An 18690-nucleotide genomic window follows, 5' to 3' on the forward strand; every position below is an offset into this window, starting at 1 on the left:
CACGGTCGGCAGCCGGCTCCACCACGGAGAACCACTTTCACCGGCCGTCACCCCGCCGGCGGCGCGACGTGCGTCGCCGCGACCGGCCGGCCCGCGCGGCGGGCTCAGGCCAGCGGCAGGTAGACCCGGCCGCCCGAGGAGACGAACTCTTCCGACTTGTCCCGCATGCCGCGGGCCGCGTACTCCTTGAGTTCCTGGGTGATCTTCATCGAGCAGAACTTCGGGCCGCACATCGAGCAGAAGTGCGCGGTCTTCGCCGGCTGCGCCGGCAGCGTCGCGTCGTGGTACGACCGGGCGGTCTCCGGGTCCAGCGAGAGGTTGAACTGGTCCTCCCAGCGGAACTCGAACCGCGCCTTGGACAGCGCGTCGTCCCAGGCCTGCGCCCCGGGGTGCCCCTTGGCCAGGTCGGCCGCGTGCGCAGCGATCTTGTACGCGATCACGCCCGCCTTCACGTCGTCCCGGTCCGGCAGCCCGAGGTGCTCCTTCGGCGTCACGTAGCAGAGCATCGCGGTGCCGAACATGCCGATCATCGCCGCGCCGATCGCCGAGGTGATGTGGTCGTACGCGGGCGCGATGTCGGTGGTCAGCGGACCGAGCGTGTAGAACGGGGCCTCGTGGCACCACTCCTGCTGGAGGTCCACGTTCTCCTTGATCTTGTGCATCGGCACGTGCCCGGGGCCCTCGATCATCACCTGCACGTCGTACTCCCAGGCGATCCGGGTCAGCTCGCCGAGCGTCCGCAGCTCGGCGAACTGCGCCTCGTCGTTGGCGTCCGCGATGGACCCGGGGCGCAGCCCGTCACCCAGTGAGAACGTCACGTCGTAGCGGGCCAGGATCTCGCAGAGCTCCCGGAAGTTGGTGTAGAGGAAGTTCTCCTCGTGGTGCGCCAGGCACCAGGCCGCCATGATCGAGCCGCCCCGGGAGACGATCCCGGTCACCCGGTCCACCGCCATCGGCACGTACGGCAGCAGCACCCCGGCGTGCACTGTCATGTAGTCCACGCCCTGCTCGGCCTGCTCGACGACGGTGTCCCGGAACACCTCCCAGCTCAGCTTCACCGGGTCGCCGCCGACCTTCTCCAGCGCCTGGTAGATCGGCACGGTGCCGATCGGCACCGGCGAGTTGCGGACAATCGCCTCGCGGGTCTCGTGGATCCGCTTGCCGGTCGACAGGTCCATCACCGTGTCCGCGCCCCACCGGGTCGCCCAGGTCAGCTTCTCCACCTCCTCGGCGACCGACGAGGTGACCGCCGAGGTGCCGATGTTGGCGTTCACCTTCACCAGGAACGCCTTGCCGATGATGGCCGGCTCGCACTCCGGGTGGTTGACGTTGAGCGGCAGCACCGCCCGCCCGGCCGCGATCTCGTCGCGGACGAACTCCGGCGCCATGCCCTCCCGGATCGCCACGAACTCCATCTCCGGCGTGACGATCCCGGCCCGGGCGTACGCGAGCTGGGTCGGCCGCTTCCCGGCCACCCCGGCCAGCGGGGTACCCGGGCCGCGCACCGGCGCGACGTCCCCGCGCTCGGCGATCCACGGGCCACGCAGCGGCGGCAGCCCCACCGCCGGGTCCGCGCCCGGCCCCGAGGTGTCGTAGAGCCGCACCGGCGGGTTGTCCCCGGTCAGGTCCACCTCGGCGAACGGCACCCGCACGTCCGGCCGGGACCCCTCGACGTACACCTTGCGACGTGCCTGCATGACAGCCTCCCTGGTGATCAAGCGGACCAGCCGAAGTGGTCCAGCGGGCCGCGTCCCGCGCCCAACGTCCAGTCCCGCGCGCCGGCCAGCCCGCGGGTCACGTACTCCTTGGCGGCCTGCACCGCCGCCGGCACCGGGTCGCCGAGCGCCAGCCGGACCGCGACGGCCGCCGAGAACGAGCACCCGGTGCCGTGGTTGTGCCGGGTGGCCACCCGCGGCGCCCGCAGCAGGGTGGTCACCCCGCCGCCGTGCAGCACGTCGACCGCCTCGCCGTCGGTGTCCACGTCGCCGCCGGTCACCACCACGTGCGCCGGTCCGCCCGCGGCGAGCGCCTCGGCGGCGGCCACCATCTCCTCGACGGTGGTCACCGGGCGTCCGGTGATGGCCGCGGCCTCCGCGCAGTTCGGCGTCGCCACCTCGGCGTACGGCAGCAGCCGCTCGACGGCGGCGACCACGCCCAGCGCGTGTCCACTGGTGGCGACCAGCACCGGGTCGACGACCAGGTGCGGCAGCCGGCCGTCCCGGGCGGCGACCGCCACCGCGTCGGCGACCGCCGGGCTGCCGAGCATCCCGGTCTTGACCGCGCGCACGTCGAAGTCGGTCAGCACGCTCTCCAGCTGGTCGGTGACCGTGCGCGGGGGCAGCGGCAGGACGGCGTCGACGCCCCGGGTGTTCTGGGCGGTGACCGCGGTGAGCACGCTGGTCCCGTACGCGCCGAGGGCGGCGAAGACCTTGAGGTCGGCCTGGATGCCGGCACCGCCCCCGGAGTCGGAGCCGGCGACGGTGAGGACGGTGGTGGGGGTCACGTCGCTCCTCGAGTGGTCGCGGTTGGTGGCTGCGGCGCGGCGGCCGCCGCCGCGAAAGCTCTGGTCAGGGTGGTGGCTGTTTCGGTGGGGTCGTCGGCGCGCATGACCGCACCCAGCACCGCGACTCCCCGGGCGCCGGCCTGGACGCAGGCGTGCACCTGGTCGGGGGTTTCGATGCCGCCGAGAGCAAGGACCGGCACCGGGCTTACCTTGGTCAGCTCGGCCAGTCCCCGGGGGTGCAGGGGTGGGCCGTAGCCGGGTTTGGTGCTGCTCGGGTGTACCGGCGAGAGGGTGACGTAGTCCTCTGTGGTGAGTCGGCCCAGCTCGGCCCGGTCGTGGCAGGAGCGGCCGACCAGGCCGACGCGCGGCGGCGGGTACGGGCCGGCAGCCGGCAGGTGCACCGCATCACCGCCGAGCGGGTCCGGCCCGGCGACGACCAGGGTGCCGCCGACGTCGCCGAGGATCGCGCGCAGCTCCGCCGCGAGCGCCAACCGTTCGGCGCGGGGCAGGTCCTTCTCCCGCAGCACCACCCAACGAACTCCCCCACTCACGGCCGCCGCCAGCACCTCGACCAGGGGCCGCCGCGCGAGCCGCCGATCGGTCATCACCACCACCCCGGCGGGCACCCACTCGGCGCCCGCCGAGATCTTGGAAGATTCCGGCCCCTCCGGGGGCCCTTTCCTTCCAAGATCTGGCCGACCGGCTGCCGGCCGGGCCGCTGCTGCCTCGGGCGGACCGGCGGCCAGCCCTGGCGGCGCGGTCACAGGTCGGGCCTTCCCTCGTCGGGGGTGGAGGCGAGCGCGTGGAAGCGGCGGGCGATCCGGCCCGCCCCGTACGCCAGCCGCCCGGCCTCGACCGCGAACCGCATGGCGGTGGCCATCGCCACCGGGTCGGCGGCCCGGGTCACCGCGCTGGCCAGCAGCACCGCGTCGCAGCCGAGTTCCATGGCCAGCGCGGCGTCGGAGGCGGTGCCGATCCCGGCGTCCAGGATCACCGGCACGTCAACGCTCTGCCGGATCAGCCGGATGTGGTGCGGGTTGGACACCCCCAGCCCCGAGCCGATCGGCGCCCCGGCGGGCATCACCGCCGCGCAGCCCACGTCGGCCAGCCGGCGGGCCAGCACCGGGTCGTCACTGGTGTACGGCAGCACGGTGAACCCGTCGGCGACCAGTTGCTCGGCGGCGCGCAGCAGTTCGACGCCGTCCGGCAGCAGGGTGCGCTCGTCGCCGATCACCTCCAGCTTGACCCAGTCGGTCTCGAACGCGTCCCGGGCCAGGTGCGCCACCTTGACCGCCTCGCCGGCGGTGTAGCAGCCGGCGGTGTTCGGCAGCAGCCGCACCCCGCACCGGTCGAGCAGTTCCAGCAGCCCGCCCGACCCGGCGGGGGTGGTGTCCACCCGGCGCAGCGCCAGGGTGACCAGTTCGGTGCCGGACGCCCGGATCGCCTGCTCCAGCACGTGCAGGTTGGCCGCGCCGCCGGTGCCCAGGATCAGCCGGGAGGTGAGGGGGACACCGCCCAGGTCGAAGGTCACCGCGCTCACCCGCCCTGGGCGGCGCTGAGCACCTCGACCCGGTCGCCGTCGCGCAGCACCGTCGCCGGCCAGCCGCTGCGCGGCACCACCTCGCCGTTGACCGCCACCGCCACGCCGCGCCGCTGCGGGGTGACCTCGCCGACCAGGTCGGCCACCGTGGCACCGCCGGGCACGGTCCGCCCGGCGCCGTTCACCGTCAGTTCCACCTGTCCTCCTCCGTCGTCTGCCCGGGTGAGCCGGCCGGCGGCGCCGGCGCGGGTGGGTGGGCCGGTCCGAAGCGGTCCGGCGCGAAGGGGGCGAGCAGCGGGTCCGGCTCGCCCCCGGCGGCCAACTCGGCGATCAGGTCGGCGGTGACCGGGGTGAGCACGATGCCGTGCCGGTGGTGGCCGGTGGCGGCGAGCACGTCCGGCCGGCCGGGCAGCGGGCCGAGGATCGGGGCGTTGTCCGGCGTGCCGGGGCGCAGCCCGGCCACCGTCTCCACCAGGTCGTACTCGGCCAGCTCGGGGAGCAGGTCGACGGCGGCGCGGAGCAGCCGCAGCACGGCGCCGGCGGTGACCCTCCGGTCGGCGCGCTCCTCGACCGTCGCCCCGACCACCACCTCGCCGCCGGACCGGGGGACGAGGTAGACGTGCTCGCCGTCGGCGTACCCCCGGATCACGTGCCGGAAGCCCGGCGGCTCGCCGCCCGGCGCGCGCAGCCGGAGCACCTGCCCCTTCACCGGCCGGACCGGCAGCCCGGTCAGCGCGGCCGCGCCGCAGCTGGCCGCCACCACGGTGACCCGGGCGTCCAGCGCGGACAGGTCGCGTACCGCGTGCGGCACCAGCACCGCGCCGGCCGCGGTCGCGGCCGCCCGCAGCGCCGGCACCAGCAGCCGCGGGTCGACCTGGTGGTCGGTGGGGGCCAGCGCGCCGCCGCGCACCCGGGGCGCCAGCGCCGGCTCGCGGTCACGCAGCTGCGTCGGGCGCAGCGGCGTCACCGGCAGCCCCAGCCCCTGCTGGTACGCCCAGAGCCGGCCCGCCTCGGCCAGGTCGTCGGCGGTGAGCCCGACCATCAGCGTGCCCTCGGTCCGGTAGCCGATCGGCAGCCCGGTCGCCTCGGTCAGCTCGGCGGCGAACGCCGGCCAGCGCGCCGCGGACGCGCAGAGCAGCCCGGTCAGCTCGCGCTCGCCGAAGTACGCCTCGGCGACCGGGGAGAGCATCCCGGCGGCCACCGCCGACGCTCCCGAGCCCGGGTCGGGGTCGTGCACGACCACCCGCAGCCCGCGCGCCGCGCAGCGCCAGGCGACGGCCAGCCCGATCGGCCCGGCGCCGACCACCGCCACGTCGGGGCGGCCGGTGGTCAGCACGTCAACGCCCCGAGCAGTTCGGCGGTGGCCCGGCCCGGGTCGGCGGCACCGGAGAGCGCGCCGACCACCGCCACCCCGTACGCCCCGGCGGCGCGCAGCGCCGGCACGGTCGCGGCGGTGACCCCGCCGATGGCGATCACCGGCACGTCCACCGCGGCGGCGACCGCCGCCACCCCGGCCGGGCCGATCGGGTCCGGCAGGCCGATCTTGGTGCTGGTCGGGTGGCAGGGGCCGACGCCGAGGTAGCTGGCGCCGGCGGCCACCGACTCGGTGGCGGTGCCCGGGTGCCGCGCGGTGGCGCCGAGCACGGCGGCGGAGCCGAGCACCCGGCGGGCCGCGCCGACCGGCAGGTCGTCGGCGCCGACGTGGCCGCCCGCGGCGCCCACCGCCAGCGCCACGTGCAGCCGGTCGTTGACCAGGCAGGTCGCGCCGTACCCGGCGCAGAGCGCGACCACCCGGCGGGCCAGGTCGTACGCCTCCCGGTCGGTCGCGGAGTCCGCCACCCGGACCTGCACCACCAGCTCGGCGCGGGCCACCGCGAGGGCGGCCCGGACCACGGTGAGCGGATCCCGCCCGGGTCGGGTGTCGGTGACCAGATGCAGTCGCCCAAGGGACGGCACGGCAACACTCCTCCCTGCGCCGGCATTACCCGGATCAGGTTCGACGGTCGGGGGCTTCCAGCCCCCCTCTCAGCCCGGTCCACCGGGCTCCCGTGGGTTACGTCGGTGTCACCGTACGACAGATCCGCCGGCCTGCCAAGACGGGGTTCGGCAATCGCAGGACGCCGGTCCGGCGCGGTGAACGACCCTCGATGCCTCCTGGCGACGGAGCGCTTCGTACGGTCCTGTTCGGAATGTCGCTCGCCGTTGCCAAACCGTTACCAGCCGGCATCTTGCCCGCAACGGATCCAGCGGGATTAATTTGTTCAGCGATTCGACAAAATGCTGGCGCGGACATCCTGGCACGGTGTCCGCTCCGGTCCATCCGGGACGGTCTTCGGCGAGCCGGCCCCCGCGATCCCTGTCCACAGCGACATAGGAGGCGGCGTGTCCCGATCTCGTCGTGCCCGTTTACCCGTCCTGGCCACCCTGCTACCCCTCGCGCTCACCGCGACCACCCTGTTCGGCGTCCCCGGCGCGCAGGCCGCACCCGCCGCGCAGGCCGCACCCGCCGCGCAGGCCGCGCCGCTGACGGCGCCCGCCGCGCAGACCCAGCCACGGACGGCACCCGCCGCGCCGCCGGCCGCAGCCGCGCCGGCGGCCGACGAGCCGTTCTCGGTGCTGGTGTTCTCGAAGACCGCCGGCTTCCGGCACGACTCCATCCCGACCGGCATCGCCGCCATCCAGCAGCTCGGCGCCGAGCACGGGTTCACCGTCGACACGACCGAGGACGGCGCCGCGTTCAGCGACGACAACCTCGCCCGGTACCGCGCGGTGATCTGGCTCTCCACCACCGGCGACGTCCTCGACGGCGAGCAGCAGGCCGCCTTCGAGCGCTACATCCGCGCCGGCGGCGGCTACGTCGGCATCCACGCCGCCTCGGACACCGAGTACAGCTGGGCCTGGTACGGCGACCTGGTCGGCGCGTACTTCGCCAGCCACCCGGCGAACCAGCAGGCCACGGTCAAGGTGGAGGACCACGCCCACCCGGCCACCGCCGGGCTGCCGGAGCGCTGGTCCCGGTTCGACGAGTGGTACAACTACCAGTCCAACCCGCGCCCCGACGTACACGTGCTGGCCAGCCTGGACGAGACCAGCTACTCCCCCGGCGCGGGGGCGATGGGCGCCGACCACCCGATCGCCTGGTGCCACGACTTCCAGGGCGGCCGCGCCTGGTACACCGGCGGCGGGCACACCCGGGAGTCGTACGCCGAACCGCAGTTCCTGGCCCACCTGCTCGGCGGCATCCGCTCCGCGGCCGGGGTGGCGGACGCCGACTGCGGCGCGTCGCTGACCGCCAGCTTCGAGAAGGTGACCCTGGACAGCAACACCAGCAACCCGATGGAGCTGGACGTCGCCCCGGACGGGCGGGTCTTCTACGTCGAGCGCGACGGCCGGGTGCAGATCGTCAAGCCGGACACCGGCAACACGGTCACCGCGCTCGACCTGGACGTGTTCACCGGCAACGAGGACGGCCTGATCGGCATCCGGCTCGACCCGGACTTCGGCACCAACAACTGGGTCTACCTCTACTACGCCCCGAACGACGGGATCGCCCGCAACCTGCTCTCCCGGTTCACGGTGACCGGCGACAGCATCGACCCGGCCAGCGAGAAGCAGGTGCTGCGGGTGGACACCCAGCGCAACACCTGCTGCCACGCCGGCGGCAGCATGGCCTTCGACAGCGCCGGCAACCTCTACCTGGCCACCGGCGACAACACCAACCCGTTCGAGTCCAACGCGTTCACCCCGATCGACGAGCGGCCGGGGCGGCAGGACTACGACGCGCAGCGCACCTCCGGCAACACCAACGACCTGCGCGGCAAGGTGCTCCGGATCCACCCGGAGGACGACGGGACCTACACCGTCCCGACCGGCAACCTGTTCCCGGCGGGCACCGCGAAGACCCGGCCGGAGATCTACGCGATGGGCTTCCGCAACCCGTTCCGGATCGGCATCGACCCGGCCACCGACACCCTCTACGTCGCCGACTACGGGCCGGACGCCAGCGCCGCCAACCCCGACCGCGGCCCCGAGGGCACCGTCGAGTGGAACATCGTCGGCACGCCGGGCAACTACGGCTGGCCGTACTGCACCGGGGCGAACTACGCCTACAACGACTACACGTTCCCGTCCGGCCCCAGCGGGCCGAAGTTCGACTGCGCCGCGCCGGTGAACGACTCGCCCAACAACACCGGCCTCACCAACCTGCCGCCGGCCATCCCGGCCACCGTCGACTACGACTACAGCGGCAACCCGCGGTTCCCGGAGATCGGCGGCGGCGGTGCGCCGATGGGCGGCCCGGTCTACCGGTACGACGCCGAGCTGAACTCGTACCGCAAGTGGCCGGCGTACTACGACGGCAAGGCGCTCTTCGGCGAGTGGAACCAGTCGAAGATGTACACGATGCAGCTCACCGGTGACGGCAGGAGCCTCGTCGACATCAACCAGCTCCTCACCGGGATGACCATGCTCCGGCCGATGGACTTCGAGTTCGGTCCGGACGGCGCGCTCTACCTCATCGAGTGGGGCAGTGGCTTCGGCGGCAACAACGACAACTCCGGCGTCTACCGGATCGACTACATCGCCGGCGACCGGGCCCCGATCGCGGAGGCCAGCGCCGAGCCGACCTCCGGCCCGGCGCCGCTGACCGTCGCCTTCTCCAGCGCGGGCTCCCGCGACCCGGACGGCGGCACGCTCAGCTACGCCTGGACGTTCGGCGACGGGCAGTCCGCCACCGAGCCGAACCCGACGCACACCTACACCAGCGCCGGGACGTACAACGCGCAGCTAACCGTCACCAACCCGAAGGGCCGGACAGCGGTGGCCAACGTACCGGTCACGGTGGGCAACACCGCGCCGACGGTGACCATCGAGTTCCCGCCGGATGGCGGCTTCTTCGACTGGGGCGACCAGGTCCGCTACACGGTCACGGTCACCGACCCCGAGGACGCGGAGATCGACTGCGACCGGGTCCGGCTCCAGGTGCTGCTCGGCCACGACGAGCACGCCCACCCGCTGGAGCAGCACACCGGCTGCACCGGCACGGTCCAGACGTCGCTGGCCTCCGGGCACGGCGCCGAGGCGAACGTCTTCGCCGTCTTCGAGGCCACCTACACCGACCTGGGCGGCGCCGAGGGCGCCGGGCCGCTCACCGGCCGGGCGATCGAGCAGCTCCAGCCCAAGCGGAAGCAGGCCGAGTTCTTCACCGCCACCGGCCGGGTGCCGGGCGCGACCGGCGGCGGGGACCCGGGCGTGCAGCGCGAGACCACCGGCGACACCGCCGGCGGCGGCCAGAACATCGGGTTCATCGAGGACGGCGACTGGTGGTCGCTCGCCCCGGCGGACCTGACCAACATCACGTCGATCCGGTTCCGGGCCGCCTCGGCCACCAGCGGCGGCCGGATCGAGGTCCGCGCCGGCGCGCCCGACGGGCCGCTGGTCGCCTCGGGCACCGTGCCGGGCACCGGCGCCTGGCAGACGTACGCCGACGTGACCGCGCCGGTGACCGGCCCGGCGGGCGGCACGCTGTACTTCGTCGCCCGCGACCCGGCCGGCGGCGCGGGCGCGCTGTTCAACGTCAACTGGATGGACTTCCTCGGCCGGGGCGTCACCGAGAACGCGCCGCCGGTGGTCACCGCCACCGCCAGCCCGGCCACCGGCACCGCGCCGGTCACCGTGGCCTTCGACGGCACCGCCACCGACGCCGAGGGCGACACCCCGCTGACGTACGCCTGGGACTTCGGCGACGGCGGCACGGCGTCCACCCCGGACGCCACGCACACCTACACCAGCCCGGGCACCTTCACCGCCACCCTGACCGTGACCGACAGCAGGGGCGCGAGGTCGTACGCCACCGTCCCGGTGCGGGTGGACGCGCCGAACACGTCCTGCTTCGGGGCGCGCTCGGACGACTTCACCGGCGCCGGCCTCGACAAGGCCCGCTGGGGCGTGGTCCGGGAGAACCAGCTCTACTCGGTCTCCGACGGGGCGCTCCGGCTGCCCACCGCGGTGGGCGACCTCTACGGCGGCCGCAACGACGCCACCAACCTGGTGCTCCAGCCGGCGCCGGCCGGGGCCTGGCAGGCGACCACCCGGGTCACCCTGCCGGTGACCGCCAACTACCAGCAGGCCGGCCTGCTGGTGTACGGCGACGACGAGAACTACGCCAAGCTGGACCTGCTCTACTCGGGCGGCCGGCGGGTGGAGTTCATCCGGGAGACCGCCGGCGCGCCGCGCAACGAGGCCGCCGACAGCACCGCCGCACCGGCCGGTGACACCCTGCACCTGCGGCTCACCAGCGACGGGACGAACCTGACAGCTGCCGTCTCGGCCGACGGGCAGACCTTCACCCCGGTCGGCCGGTCCGCCGCGCTGGCCGGCATCACCAACCCGCGGATCGGGCTGTTCGCGCTCAACGGCGGCACCGACGCGCCGGTGGTGGAGGCGGCCTTCGACTGGTTCCAGGTCTCGCCGGACGCCCCGGCCGGACCGGTGGACCCGTCGGACGAGTTCACCGGCGACACGCTGGACAAGTGCCGCTGGGACGCGATCCTGCGGGAGAACCCGACGGGCTACCGGGTCACCGGCGGCGCGCTGCGGATCGACGTGCCGAACGGCGACATCTACGGCTCCGGCAACTCCGGGCCGGCGAACTTCATCCTCCAGAACGCCCCGACCGGCGACTGGACCCTGGAGACGAAGGTCGACGGCAGCCTGCTCAACGAGCAGTACCAGCAGGCCGGCCTGATCGTGCACGCCGACGACGACAACTACCTGAAGTTCGACTACATCGTGGACAACCAGGCCGGCCAGCCGGTGACGCGGCGGATCGAGTTCCGCAGCGAGATCGGCGGCGCGGTGCAGAACCCGCAACCGGAGGCGGGCAACCTGACCGCCTCGGTGTGGTACCTGCGGCTGGCCCGCACGGGCGACACCTTCACCGCGTCGTACTCGGCCGACGGGACGGCCTGGACGCCGCTGACGGCGCTCACCAACAGCGCCGTCGGGGCGACGCCGAAGGTGGGCCTGTTCACCCTCGGCGCCAACCAGACCGCGTCGAAGACCGCCGCGTTCGACTACTTCCGGCTCACCACCGAGGCGGCCGACCGGACCGCCCCGGTGACCACGGCCACGGTCTCCGGCACCCCGACCGGGGGCTGGCACACCGGCCCGGTCACCGTCACGCTGACCGCCGCCGACGAGGACGGTGGCAGCGGGCTGGCCGGCACCGAGTACCAGCTGGACGGGGCGGCCACCTGGACCGCGTACACCGGCCCGGTGCCGGTCAGCGGCGACGGCGAGCACGAGCTGCGGTTCCGCTCGACCGACCGGGCGGGCAACGTGGAGTCGACGAAGAGCGTGCCGGTCCGGATCGACGCCACCGCGCCGGTCACCTCGGCGACGTTCGCGCCGGCCAACGACGAGGGCTGGCACGACGGGACGGTCCCGGTCGTGCTGACCTCGACCGACGCCGGGTCCGGGGTGAAGACGGTGGAGTGGTCGCTGGACGGCGGCGCGTGGACGCCGTACTCGGCGCCGGTCGAGGTGACCGGCGACGGGCAGCACGAACTGCTGTTCCGGGCCGCCGACAACGCGGGCAACGCCGAGACGCTCAAGTCGGCGGTGCTGCGGATCGACGGCACCAGGCCGACGCTGCTGGTGTCCGGGATCGCCGACGGCCAGCTCTACGGCGACAGCCAGGACGTCCGGGTGTCCTGGCAGGCGGTCGACCCGACCTCGGGCATCGCCTCGGTGGTCGGCGACCTGGACGGCCGGCCGTACGCCAGCGGCACCCTGCAGGCCATGTACGAGCTGCCGCTCGGCCTGCACGAGCTGACCGTCACCGCGACCGACAAGGCGGGCAACGTCACCACCTCGGAGGTCCGGTTCTTCGTCACCACCTCGTTCCGGGACATGCAGAACCTGCTGGACCGGTTCAAGGTGACGAGCCGGCTCTCGGCCAAGGCGCACAAGCAACTGTCGGCGAAGCTCAGCGACGCCCGGCAGGCCGAGGCGGCCGGCAACGACCAGAAGGCGATCAAGGCGCTGACCGCCTTCCGGACGCTCGCGGCCGACGCCACCCTGGTGCCGGAGGCCGAGATCCGGGACACCCTGGTCCGGGACGCCGACGCCATGATCGTCCGGCTCGGCGGCACGGCCAGCCGGGCCGGCGTCCGGGCGAACGACGGCGAACCGGTCGACGGCGCCGGCCGGCTCGGCGGCGATCCCACCCGGATCGCCCCCGGTCGCCGGCTCTGATCCGCGGGTCCCTTCCCGCCGCCCCGGCGGCGGGAAGGGACCCTCCCGCGATTCCATCGAGGAGACGCCCGTGACGCGTACCTGGCAGGCGGTCGCCGCCGCGCTCGTCGGACTGGCCCTGGCGTTCCTGTCCACCGCCCCGGCCGCCGCACACACCGGGAAACTCAAGCTCACCGTGGCCGGCGACGGCGCCGACGGGGTGACCGTGCAGGCGGTGTACGCCGACGGGCACCGCCTCGACAAGGTGGTCCGGCTGACCCTCACCGCCACCGGGCCGGACGGCCGGCGGGTCGGGCCGGTGCAACTGGAACCGGCCGCCGAGGGGCAGGGCTTCTACGCCAGCGGCCCGATCCTCTCCCCCGGCCGGTGGCGGGTCACGGTGAGCGCCCCCGCGCCGCACCGGGGCGAGGCCGCCGCCCAGGTGGAGGCGCGCGGTGCCCAGTCGCCCCCGCCGGACCCCGCCCCGGTCGCCGTGACCGCCCCGGCGGCCGGCACCCGAGCCCCCGCCGGCGACGGGGGTACCGGCTGGTGGCCGCTCGCGCTGGCCGGTCTCGGGCTCGCCGTCCTGGCGGCGGTGGCGGTGCCGCTCGTCCGGCGCCGCCGCGCCTGACGCCCACGCTCCCGGTCGCGTCGACCCGGCGGCCGCGGCGGCGCGCCGGGCACGCCGGTGGGCTCGTCGCCGCGCCGGGGTGGCGGCGTCCCGCTGCCGGGGATGCCGCCACCCCGGTCGGTCAGAGGATGGCGCGCAGGGCCTCCAGGTCCTCGTCGCTGGGCTGCCAGGCGCCCGCGGCGGCGTTGGCCAGCACCTGCTCCGGCGTGGTGGCGCCGGCGATCACCGAGGTCACCGCCGGCTGGGCGGCCAGCCCGCCGATGGCCACCTGGAGCATCGACAGCCCTCGCTCGGCCGCGTACGCCTCGATCGCCTCGATGGTGTCCCAGTCGGCGGCGGCGAGGCGCTGCGCGTACCGGCCGCCGGCGGAGAGCCGGCTGCCCGGCGGCGGGGCCTGGTTCCGCTGGTACTTGCCGGTCAGCAGCCCGTTGGCCAGCGGGAAGAACGGCAGCATACCGAGGCCGAACCGCTCGCAGGCCGGGATGACCTCGGCCTCGACCGAGCGCTCCAGCAGGCTGTAGTGGTTCTGCGCGCTGATGAACCGGGACCGCCCGTTGGACGAGGCCACCCAGTCGGCGTCCGCGATCTGCCAGCCGGCGAAGTTGGAGTTGCCCAGGTAGCGCACCTTGCCGGCGCGTACCAGGTCGTCCAGCGCGGCGAGGGTCTCGTCGATCGGGGTGCCCGGGTCGGGCTCGTGCATCTGGTACAGGTCGATGTGGTCGGTGCCGAGCCGGCGCAGCGACGCCTCCACCGCCCGCGCGATGTAGCGGCGCGCGCCCCGGGCGCCGAAGTCCGGCCCGTTCAGGCCGTGCATGTCCATGCCGAACTTGGTGGCCACCACCACGTCGTCCCGGCGCCCCTTGAGCGCCTGGCCCAGCAGTTCCTCCGAGCCGCCCTGCGGCTCGCCGTAGATGTCGGCGGTGTCGAAGAAGTTGATCCCGGCGTCCAGCGCGGCGTCGACCACCGCCCGGGTGCCGTCGAGATCGAGCTTGCGGCCGAAGTTGTTGCAGCCGATGCCGACCACGGACACCACGAGCCCGGAGTCGCCCAGCCGGCGGTAGGTCATCTCAGTCACGAGATCAACCCTATGCCCGACCGGCGGAGCGGGTCGGGTCAGCCGCCCATCCGGTGGCGGACCCGGGACTCAGCCGAGCACCTCGGCGCAGAGCCGGCGGGCGGCGTCGAGGGTGGCGGCCAGCTCGGCCGGTGCCCGTCCCACGGCGCCGAGCAGCGCCTGCGCGCGGGGCGCGAAGTCGGCCGGCGCGCCGGGCAGCCGCCCGGCCGAGGCGACCATGCCCTTCTCGTTCAGCAGCCACTGCCCGGCCCGGGCGTGCAGCACCTGCACGAGCACCCCGACCGCCCGGAACAGGCACCCGGCCAGGTACGCGCTGTCGCCGGCCGTGACCGCCTTCTCGGCGGCGGAGAGCAGGAACCCCGCCTCCCAGCCGCCGCGGGTCAGGGCGTCGGCCAGTGCCGGCGGGTACGCCCGCGTCTCCTCGCGCAGCGCGGCCAGTTCACCGGTCGGGTCGGCGAGCACCCGGCACAGCGCCACCTCGCCGGCGTAGACGTGGGAGTAGAAGCCGAGCGGGTGCCCGGCCTGCACGCCCACCTCGTACCGGCCGGCCCGGCAGTCGGCCCACACCCGGCGTACCCGGTCGAGGTCCCGGTAGATCCAGTCGACGGCCACCCCGCCGACGCGGAGCCAGCCGCCACCGTCCACCCACGGTCCCCAGCCGCCCGGTTCGGTCAGCGTGACCGGCTCGTCGGCGACGGACGCGGCGACCGCGCGCAGCCCCGGCACGTCCAGCTCACCCCGGTAGTAGAGACCCAGGTCCCAGTCGGAGTCCGGCCGGTGGGTGCCGCGCGCCCGGCTGCCGCCCAGCGCCACGGCCACCACCCCGTCGACGGCGCAGAGCCGGCCGGCCAGCTCCGCCGGGTTCACCCGACGTCCCACACCGGCTCGGGGGTCTCCACCACCTCGCCGTCGCCGCGGAAGAGCACGAACCGGTCGAACGAGCGGGTGAACCACCGGTCGTGGGTCACGGCGACCACCGTGCCCTCGAACGCGGCCAGCCCGGCTTCGAGGGCCTCCGCGCTGGCCAGGTCCAGGTTGTCGGTGGGCTCGTCGAGCAGCAGCAGGGTCGCCCCGGAGAGTTCCAGCAGCAGCACCAGGAAGCGTGCCTGCTGGCCGCCGGAGAGGGTGCCGAACCGCTGGTCGCCCTGCCCGGCCAGCTCGTAGCGGGACAGCGCCGCCATCGCCGCGTGCCGGTCCATGCCGGCCCGGTGCTCGTCGCCCCGCCAGAGGATCTCCACGAGGGTCTTCGCCATCAGCTCCGGCCGGTCGTGGGTCTGCGAGAAGTGGCCGGGCCGCACCCGGGCGCCGAGGCGGGCCACCCCGTCGTGCGCCACCGGGGCGAGCGCCGCGGCGCCGTCGACCGGGCCGTTGGCCGGGTCCGGGTCGGTGCCGCCCCGGGCCAGCAGCCGCAGGAAGTGCGACTTGCCGGTGCCGTTGGCGCCGAGCACCGCCACCCGGTCGCCGTACCAGATCTCCAGGTCGAACGGGTAGGTCAGGCCGTCCAGCTCCAGCTTGTCGCAGATCACCGCGCGCTTGCCGGTCCGCCCGCCGGTCAGCCGCATCCGGATGTCCTGGTCCTTCGGCGGTACGGGCGGCGGCCCGGCCTCCTCGAACTTGCGCAGCCGGGTCTGCGCGGCCTGGTAGCGCGAGGCCATCCCGTCGTTGTACGCGGCCTTCTGCTTGTACATCAGCACCAGGTCCTTGAGCTTCTGGTGCTCCTCGTCCCAACGCCGGCGCAGCTCGTCGAGGCGGGCGTGCCGGGCCACCCGCGCGGAGTGCCAGCTGGCGAAGCCGCCGGGGTGCACCCAGGCGCTGCCGCCCTCCACCGCGACCACCCGGTCGGCGGTGTGCGCCAGCAGTTCCCGGTCGTGCGAGACGTAGAGCACCGACTTGCCCGACTCGCGCAGCCGCCCCTCCAGCCAGCGTTTGCCGGGCACGTCGAGGAAGTTGTCCGGCTCGTCCAGCAGCAGCACCTCGTCCGGACCGCGGAGCAGCAGTTCCAGCGCGAAGCGCTTCTGCTGGCCGCCGGAGAGGGTGCGCACCGGACGCTCCCGGGCGGCGTCCCAGGGCAGGTCGAGCACGATGGTGGCGACGGTGTCGAAGAGCACCTCGGCGTCGTACCCGCCGACCTCACCCCAGGCCGCGAGCGCGTCCGCGTACGCCAGCTGGGCCTTGCCGGCGGCGGTGCTGTACTTGCCGCGCACCTCGGCCGCCCGCATGGCCGCCTCGGTCGCGGCCAGCCGGTGACCGGCGTCGCGCAGCGCCGGCGGGGCGAGCGACAGCGCCAGGTCGGCCAGCGTGGACTCGTCGCCGATCATCCCGATGAACTGGCGCATCACGCCCAGCCCCCCGGTACGCGCGATCGCGCCGGTCCGCACCGGCAGGTCGCCGGCGATCATCCGCAGCAGCGTGGTCTTGCCGGCGCCGTTCGGCCCGACCAGCGCGACCTTGGCGCCCTCGCCGACCCGGAACGACACGTCGGCGAAGAGTTCCCGGCCGTCGGGGAGGATGTGCCCGACCGCTGCCACGTCCACGTATCCCACGCCGGCATCCTGCCCGAGCACCCGCCGGGCGGCCCAACCAATTACCGGGTGACGCGCAGCACCCGGTAGCCCTTCTGGCTGGCCCGCCGCTCGACCTGCCAACCCTGCTCGACCAGCCAGCGGTGCAGCGAGTCGCCACCCAGGTGCCGGGCGACCACCAGCCAGGCGACCCCGTCCGGGGCCAGCCGGGGCAGCCAGCGCAGCAGCAGCCGGTGCAGCTCGTCCTTGCCGATCCGGATCGGCGGGTTGGACCAGAGCTGGGCGAAGGTCACCGAGTGCGGCACGGCGTCCGGGGCGGCGACGCGTACCCGGTCGGCCGCGCCGGTCCGCGCGGCGTTGGCGGCGGTGAGCGCCCGGGCCCGCTCGTTGACGTCGACCGCCCAGACCGTGGCCGCCGGTGCCGCGTCGGCCAGCACGCAGGTGATCGGCCCGAACCCGCAGCCGAGGTCGAGCAGGTCGCCGGTGGTGCCGGGCGCGGGCAGGTCGGCCTTGCGCAGCAGCACCGCGGTGCCGGGGTCGAGCCGGTCGGCGGAGAAGACGCCGCCGGCGGAGGCCAGCGTGTAGTCGCGGCCGGCGACGGAGAACTCGACCTCGCGGGGCGCGGCGGCGGTCGCGGGTTCAGCGGTGAAGTAGTGGTCGCCGGTCACGCCGGCAATTCTCGCACCGCCGGTGCGCGCTCCCGGCCCGGGCCGTCGGGGGTCGTGTCCCGGGGTCGTCGAGGGTCTCCCGGGGTCGTCCGGGGTGCGGACGCAGCACGACCCGAAACACCCCGCACGACAATTTCCCATTATTACCCCCTAAAGGGACAATCACTCCTAGTCTGGGCGACATGGTGTATCGGTACGAGTCCGATGAGGACGCATACGTGGAGTACCCGGGGTCCGGGTCCGACCGGTCGGTGCTCGGCGCCGGTCCGCCACCGCCGGCTGGGCCCTCCCCGTCCCGCTTCCCCACCCCGTCGCTGCCCCGGGTCACCCGGGTGGCGTCGCCGCCCGCCGACGACCCCGCGCCGCCGCGCTACCCGGTGCCGTCGCATGACCCGGTGCCGTCGCATGACCTGGTGCCGTCGCATGACCCGGTGCCGTCGAGCGACCTGGTGCCGGCGGCCGAACCGAGCTACGCCGCCTCGCCGGTCGAGCGATCCCGCCCGGAGACCTGCCCCCCGCCGCCGGCCGAGTCGACGCCGGCCGAGCGGTACTCGCCGCCGCCGACCGAACCGCCCGGCGCGTACACCGCCGCCGGACCGGCCGAGCCGCTGCCGGCGGCCCGGCGCGGCGGTCGCATGTGGCAGGTGCTGATCGGCGGCGCCGCCGTCCTCGTGCTGCTCGCTCTCTGTGGCCTCGGGGCCGCCGCCCTGCTGATGGACCGCACCGGCAACCCGACACCGGAGGCCACCACCCAGCCGGGCGTCGCCCAGTCGGCCGCGCCCGAGTCCGACTACCTCGACTCCCGGGACACCGACCAGGCGCCGCTCACCGCCAAGGAGGTCTTCCCCGGCAAGCAGTTGGCGGTCGCCGACGGGCAGCCCGCATACCAGGTGCTGAAGACCCAGTCCAGCGCCAGTTGCGCGGTGGCGGCCACCGACGAGGTCGCCGACCTGCTGGTCCGGCTCGGGTGCAGCCAGGTGGTGCGGGCCACGCTGCGCACCCCGGACGGCGACCACCTGGTCACCGCCGGGCTGTTCAACCTCACCGACCGGGCCAGCGCCGAGCGGGCCCGGGACCGGATCCGGCAGCTGCTCGACGAGCGGCAGGGCCGGTTCCGGGGCATGGCCGCCGATGCCGGCACCGAGGCGATGGCCACCGCCCCGGCCCGGGTGGGCTGGCAGGTACGCGGCCACTACCTCGCCTACGCCGTGGTCGTCCGGGCCGACGGCGAGAGCATCCGGTCCGGTGACACGGCGGTCCGCGAGATCCTCTTCGACATGATCGAGCTGCACCTGAACCAGGGGGTGCTGGAGCGGCGGGCCGACGGCGGCGTGGCCGGCCAGCCGACGGCGGGCCCGACCGACGACGGCACCGGCGCCGACAACGGCCGCGCCGAGGAGGACGAGCGGTCGGGCGACTGACCGCTGCGACGAGCACGGGTGCGCGGCCGCGGGCCGCGCACCCGTTCGCATGTGCGGGCGGGCTCAGCGGCGCGCTCGCGGTGATCCTGGTCGAG

Annotated in this window: 14 protein-coding genes and 1 riboswitch; of the genes, 3 read left to right on the forward strand and 11 right to left on the reverse strand. The window is 74.6% G+C overall.

Features of this window, described 5'->3' with window-relative positions; translation table 11 throughout:
• Nucleotides 1–104 precede the first annotated feature (104 nt).
• The 7 genes from thiC to Q3W71_RS12870 all read right to left on the reverse strand — a co-directional run bounded on the left by thiC (nt 105) and on the right by Q3W71_RS12870 (nt 5999).
• Entirely contained in the window at nt 105–1697 is a 1593-nt protein-coding gene (gene thiC, locus Q3W71_RS12840; RefSeq protein ID WP_302919504.1) for a phosphomethylpyrimidine synthase ThiC, read from the reverse strand.
• A 17-nt stretch (nt 1698–1714) separates the two neighbouring features.
• Entirely contained in the window at nt 1715–2503 is a 789-nt protein-coding gene (thiD, locus tag Q3W71_RS12845; RefSeq protein WP_302919505.1) for a bifunctional hydroxymethylpyrimidine kinase/phosphomethylpyrimidine kinase, read from the reverse strand.
• Nucleotides 2500–3108 (reverse strand): thiamine phosphate synthase, encoded by a 609-nt coding sequence (locus Q3W71_RS12850; protein WP_302919506.1) that lies wholly within the window; start codon nt 3106–3108, stop codon nt 2500–2502. The genes thiD and Q3W71_RS12850 overlap by 4 nt, the downstream gene beginning before the upstream one ends.
• Before the next feature lie 155 nt (nt 3109–3263).
• Nucleotides 3264–4043 carry a thiazole synthase gene (locus Q3W71_RS12855; protein ID WP_302919507.1) on the reverse strand — a complete coding sequence of 260 codons (780 nt, stop codon included), beginning with the start codon at nt 4041–4043 and terminating at the stop codon, nt 3264–3266.
• Nucleotides 4040–4240, reverse strand: coding sequence for a sulfur carrier protein ThiS (gene thiS, locus Q3W71_RS12860; protein ID WP_302919508.1), 201 nt, complete (start codon nt 4238–4240; stop codon nt 4040–4042). The genes Q3W71_RS12855 and thiS overlap by 4 nt, the downstream gene beginning before the upstream one ends.
• Nucleotides 4231–5379: a glycine oxidase ThiO gene (thiO, locus tag Q3W71_RS12865; RefSeq protein WP_302919509.1), complete on the reverse strand. Its 1149-nt coding sequence runs from the start codon at nt 5377–5379 to the stop codon at nt 4231–4233. The genes thiS and thiO overlap by 10 nt, the downstream gene beginning before the upstream one ends.
• Nucleotides 5373–5999 (reverse strand): thiamine phosphate synthase, encoded by a 627-nt coding sequence (locus Q3W71_RS12870; protein WP_302919510.1) that lies wholly within the window; start codon nt 5997–5999, stop codon nt 5373–5375. Before Q3W71_RS12870 ends, thiO begins: the two co-directional genes overlap by 7 nt.
• A riboswitch (TPP riboswitch) is annotated at nt 5994–6102 on the reverse strand. (Overlaps the previous gene by 6 nt.)
• 323 nt (nt 6103–6425) lie before the next feature.
• Here Q3W71_RS12870 and Q3W71_RS12875 point away from each other — a divergent pair.
• Together Q3W71_RS12875 and Q3W71_RS12880 are read left to right on the forward strand one after the other, a co-directional pair.
• Nucleotides 6426–12299 carry a ThuA domain-containing protein gene (locus Q3W71_RS12875; RefSeq protein WP_302919511.1) on the forward strand — a complete coding sequence of 1958 codons (5874 nt, stop codon included), beginning with the start codon at nt 6426–6428 and terminating at the stop codon, nt 12297–12299.
• Nucleotides 12300–12369: 70 nt separating this feature from the next.
• The gene (locus Q3W71_RS12880; protein WP_302919512.1) at nt 12370–12909 is read left to right on the forward strand and encodes a hypothetical protein; all 540 of its coding nucleotides are present in this window, start codon (nt 12370–12372) and stop codon (nt 12907–12909) included.
• 121 nt (nt 12910–13030) lie between these two features.
• On the opposite strand, the gene Q3W71_RS12885 is transcribed toward Q3W71_RS12880, so the two are convergent.
• The 4 genes from Q3W71_RS12885 to Q3W71_RS12900 form a co-directional block, all read right to left on the reverse strand.
• The gene (locus Q3W71_RS12885) at nt 13031–13975 is read right to left on the reverse strand and encodes an aldo/keto reductase (RefSeq protein WP_302919692.1); all 945 of its coding nucleotides are present in this window, start codon (nt 13973–13975) and stop codon (nt 13031–13033) included.
• 78 nt (nt 13976–14053) lie between these two features.
• The gene (locus Q3W71_RS12890) at nt 14054–14851 is read right to left on the reverse strand and encodes a nucleotidyltransferase domain-containing protein (protein WP_302919513.1); all 798 of its coding nucleotides are present in this window, start codon (nt 14849–14851) and stop codon (nt 14054–14056) included.
• The gene (locus Q3W71_RS12895; RefSeq protein ID WP_302919514.1) at nt 14848–16527 is read right to left on the reverse strand and encodes an ATP-binding cassette domain-containing protein; all 1680 of its coding nucleotides are present in this window, start codon (nt 16525–16527) and stop codon (nt 14848–14850) included. The genes Q3W71_RS12890 and Q3W71_RS12895 overlap by 4 nt, the downstream gene beginning before the upstream one ends.
• A gap of 41 nt (nt 16528–16568) precedes the next feature.
• The gene (locus Q3W71_RS12900) at nt 16569–17174 is read right to left on the reverse strand and encodes a class I SAM-dependent methyltransferase (protein ID WP_302919515.1); all 606 of its coding nucleotides are present in this window, start codon (nt 17172–17174) and stop codon (nt 16569–16571) included.
• 182 nt (nt 17175–17356) lie between these two features.
• Between Q3W71_RS12900 and Q3W71_RS12905 the strand changes: the two genes are divergently transcribed.
• Nucleotides 17357–18595 carry a hypothetical protein gene (locus Q3W71_RS12905; RefSeq protein WP_302919516.1) on the forward strand — a complete coding sequence of 413 codons (1239 nt, stop codon included), beginning with the start codon at nt 17357–17359 and terminating at the stop codon, nt 18593–18595.
• The last annotated feature ends 95 nt before the right edge of the window (nt 18596–18690 follow it).

Origin of the sequence: Micromonospora sp. C28SCA-DRY-2 (genome assembly GCF_030519475.1) — a bacterium.
Taxonomy (GTDB): Bacteria; Actinomycetota; Actinomycetes; order Mycobacteriales; family Micromonosporaceae; genus Micromonospora.